Annotated in this window: 3 protein-coding genes; 1 reads left to right on the top strand and 2 read right to left on the bottom strand. The window is 41.4% G+C overall.

What is annotated here, in order from left to right; genetic code table 11:
* The first annotated feature begins 55 nt into the window (after positions 1-55).
* The gene (gene fadR, locus B9J84_RS02405; protein WP_010319711.1) at positions 56-895 is read left to right on the top strand and encodes a fatty acid metabolism transcriptional regulator FadR; all 840 of its coding nucleotides are present in this window, start codon (positions 56-58) and stop codon (positions 893-895) included.
* 52 nt (positions 896-947) lie between these two features.
* On the opposite strand, the gene B9J84_RS02400 is transcribed toward fadR, so the two are convergent.
* Both B9J84_RS02400 and B9J84_RS02395 read right to left on the bottom strand, forming a co-directional pair.
* Entirely contained in the window at positions 948-2,108 is a 1,161-nt protein-coding gene (locus B9J84_RS02400; protein WP_013856516.1) for a DUF1887 family protein, read from the bottom strand.
* A 176-nt stretch (positions 2,109-2,284) separates the two neighbouring features.
* A complete protein-coding gene (locus B9J84_RS02395; protein WP_026027184.1) occupies positions 2,285-4,276 on the bottom strand; it encodes a methyl-accepting chemotaxis protein in 1,992 nt (663 codons plus the stop codon).
* Positions 4,277-4,336 lie beyond the last annotated feature (60 nt).

Here is a 4,336-nt window from a genome sequence, read left to right as displayed (position 1 = left end):
GTGGTATGATGAGTCCCATTCGACCCAAATAAATAGAAAACTGGATAAGTACTTAATGGTCATTAAGGCAAAAAGCCCAGCAGGTTTTGCTGAAAAATACATAATTGAGAGCATTTGGAATGGTCGCTTTGCACCGGGTTCTATCTTACCTGCAGAGCGCGAACTTTCAGAATTAATTGGTGTAACACGTACAACGCTTCGAGAAGTATTACAACGCTTAGCCCGTGATGGTTGGTTGACTATACAGCATGGTAAGCCAACAAAAGTAAACCAATTTATGGAAACTTCCGGTTTACACATATTAGATACATTAATGACGCTCGATGCTGAAAATGCCACCAGTATTGTGGAAGACTTACTTGCGGCTCGGACAAATATTAGCCCCATATTTATGCGTTATGCATTTAAAGTGAACAAAGAGCCTGCTGAGCGCACTATTACTAATGTTATCGAAAGCTGTGAAGCACTATTAAGTGCTAAATCTTGGGATTCTTTTATGGAGTTATCTCCTTATGCACAGAAAATCCAACAGCATATTAAAGATGATGGTGAAAAAGACGAATATAAACGTCAGCAAATATTGATTGCGAAAACCTTTAACTTTTACGATTACATGTTATTTCAGCGTTTAGCGTTTCACTCAGGAAATCAAATTTATGGTTTGATTTTTAATGGGCTAAAGAAATTATATGACCGAGTCGGCAGCTATTATTTCTCTAATCCAGAAGCACGCGAGTTAGCCTTGCAGTTTTACCGTGAATTATTAGCAGTGTGTGAAAGTGGCAATCGTGAGCAGTTGCCGATTGTGATCCGTCATTACGGTATTGACAGCGCTCACATATGGAATCAAATGAAAACAACGTTACCGACAAATTTTACAGAAGATGATCATTAGAAAATTCGTTTTACTGTAAAAAAAGCCCGTATGAAACGGGCTTTTTTGTAGGTTAGATATCTTCGTTACCACCCGCTTCTTTAAACCAAGCGGCTAAATGTAATTTTAAATCTTTCAGTTCATCTGGGCCGATTAAGGCCAACCCTAAATCTTCTGCACGAGTAATGTCATTATGGCGGAGTGGACGAAAGCTCACGAGCATAGCGCGAGCTTGTAGGCCACCAAGCAAATCACGTAATGATTCTAGCTTATAAAGCGTATCATCGCCGTCATCACGCATACCTTTCGTTTTACATTCAATAATATGCAGTTTGTTATTCACCACTGTAGCGACATCGAGTTCATTTCTGACTTCTCGCTCACCTAATTGACGGTAGACTTGAACATTCAAAGAGCGATCTTGAATGGTAGGCATATCATCTTGGATCTGCCTTATTGTACTGTGCACTAATGTTTCTAACCATTCTCCATTGGAAAATCGGCGCGCATCTTCGTTGGCGAAGGTTAAAATGCCATTTTGATAGGTGGCGATTTGTGCTTCGACCAGATCGGTCAACAGAATATGAAGTTCACGATAGCCTTGTTGTTTTTCTGAAAGTGCAACATCTAGCCGCTGCTCTTTGCGGCACGTCGTCGCTAAATAGTTTAATGTGGCTAAACCAGGACCAAGTTCTAATGCATTACTTGCCCAGCGCTCGCCGAGTTCGTAAAGTTTTTGGTCAAGTTGTGGCGGAATATGATGCTCACTAAATTCACCCCGTGCGCCAAAAATGGTTAAGTAGTCTGAAATGGTAATGTGGTCTTGCACTTGGGTATTATTTTGACCATCGGGATAAAGCCAACACAACTGATCACTGTTTGGTTCGACGACAAAAATAGGCCATTGATAGCTACGGAACACCTCATAAACGGATAATAAACGATGTCTCAAACCACAACTTGCGTTCAGCTTGACTTCGTCGTATCTGGTTTTCAAATCTTCCGCTAAAAACTGAATAGCTTGTTTGATTGCTGAGGTATTGGAACCCGATGGGATTTCAAAAAACTCAGAAGTGATGTCGCGCTGACTCAATACCGAGTGTAAACGTAAATACATTGATTTTTGGTCTTGATCACCGATGAAGACAATGTGCGAACTTACCGTTCGATTATCAAGCAGGGGAGTAACCAAGCGAATAGGGTCTTGGTCGATAATGCCAACATGAACAGCCATAGATCATCCTCATGTTTGGCTTGCAAAGAGTAGGAGGTAGATAATAATGCGCAAGCCGATAGTTATCATATAACGATGTGGCATCAAAAAAACAAGGGCGACTTTAGATTAAAAGCCGCCCTTGAGACATAATTTACATGTAACTTACAAATGAGGTTGAGTTTGTTAACGGTCACTCATAATGTAAAACGATGGACTAATTCATTCTGCTGATTAGCAAGCTGAGTTAGGTTGGCGCTTGCCTGTGCAATTTGAGACATGGCTTGATAGCTACCATCAGCGATTAAATTAATATCCTCGATACTGCGTGCAATGTCACCGGTTGTTTCACTTTGCTCGGCGGCCGCCTGTGTAATATGAGTACTCATCTGACTGATTTCTAGAATTAACGCTTGGATCTCTTCCATTGCGCTATTCGCCGTTGATGCTTGCTCGACAGAAAGTTCCATATCAGTCATGCAGCTTTCAATAACAGTACTGGCAGAAGATGAGCTGGATTGCAAGTTGCTGATCATACTTTCAATTTCAGACGTCGAATCTGTTGTGCGTTTTGCCAAAACACGAACTTCGTCAGCTACGACTGCAAACCCGCGCCCTTGCTCTCCAGCACGAGCAGCTTCGATCGCGGCATTGAGCGCCAATAAGTTAGTTTGTTCTGCAATATTACGAATCACATCCAAGATAGAACCAATTTGGCTGCTCATTTTTTGCAGTTCACCGACAGCATCAACCGATTGATTTAAGCGAGTCTCCAATTGATTAATAGTAGTGATATTGTCACTCATAATTTTACGGCCCGATTCAGAAGCCGATTCAACTTTCTGCACCATCTCTAGCGAACTTTGAGCACTTTGCGCTACTTCTTGTACTGAATGAGCCATTTCTGTCATTGCGGTTGCCACGCTCGCGGTTTGCTCACGTTGGGTGCTGAGTTGTGACTGTGCTTTTGAAGAGGTGGTTTGGTTATGGTTAGCTGTGTTGGTTAAATTTTCAGAAGCATCATTCAACTGCACCAAAATATGGTGCAAATTATCTGCTAGCGAATTGATGTGGCCACTTAAGCGACTAAACTCGTTGTTGTAACGAATTTCAATGCGTTGTGTCATATCTCCTTTTGTCAGCCCTTCTAGCGTTTTGAGTATACGATTTAACGGCTCACGAACACTTTGCGCAATGTGGTAACCAATTCCTGTAGCCACTAGCACAACCGCAATACCAATCACGATCGCTTTAATAACTCCTTGCTTATAGACTTCCCCGGCTTCTCGCAGAGAGGCATTTAAACCGTCGGTCGCAGTATCGTTAAAAGAGTCTAAAATCGTCATTGCTTTATCGACCTCGATAGCCAAATTCGCAATGTTTTCATAAAGGGCTGTTTTCGCTAGTAAGTAACTATTGTGTTGATCAAGCACACCACCCTTTTGCCCAATATCTTGAGAGAATTTTTGGACGAGATCGTCAAATGTTTTTTTCAGTTCAGGTAATTGGGTCGATAAGCCTCGGTAAGCGTAGTTGAGGTGCGTGACCGCTTTTTTATTCATGGTGACGGCCTTGTCAACAAAGGCGACATCCGAACTGGCCAAAGCGTCTGAAGTGATTAATTCCGCATCTTTCAATTTAATGAAATAACTTTTCGCCATGACTTTAACTGAAATACTATTTTGCCCATCGACAAAATCTTTCATTCCGGTGCTTAAATCGGCATGAAGTCTTTGAAATTCACGAGTTGATTTTTGCACTTGAGCTTGCGCCTCAAACATCGCCTGATAATTATTCATGGCTTGTTCTGCTTCTGAAAAGTAGCGGAGTTCCATCTGTTTAAGTTGGCTTATCCGCTCTTCAAGAGAGGGGTTCATTGCACTTGCTTGTTGGAGCTGGTTTAGCACGTCAGCAAAATCTTGTTTTGCTTTAGCAAATTCTGAACGCATCACATTCATGCGATCTTGGTTTTGTGTCGTCAAAAAGTCCTTAAAAGATTTATCGGCAGAAAGCAGTTGAACACTTGTTTTGTTTGACAAAGAAACGAGCGGTAAGGCGGTGGTTGATACACTTTCGAAATTAGAATGAATTTGATTCATTCCTCCCATCATAATGGCGGTCGTTACTGCAAACATGATGATGATCAGTGTGAAACCAGCGTACATTCGCCTAATCACTGAACCCTTCATAATCCTCTCCCTAGAAAAATAGTGTTTTGGTTTAAAAAATAACAAAATAATGAGTATTGT

Origin of the sequence: Vibrio sp. V03_P4A6T147 (assembly GCF_002241085.1) — a bacterium.
Lineage (GTDB): Bacteria > Pseudomonadota > Gammaproteobacteria > Enterobacterales > Vibrionaceae > Vibrio > Vibrio anguillarum.
Note: the sequence above shows the minus strand (reverse complement) of the source record. Positions and strands in the feature narration are given on the sequence as shown.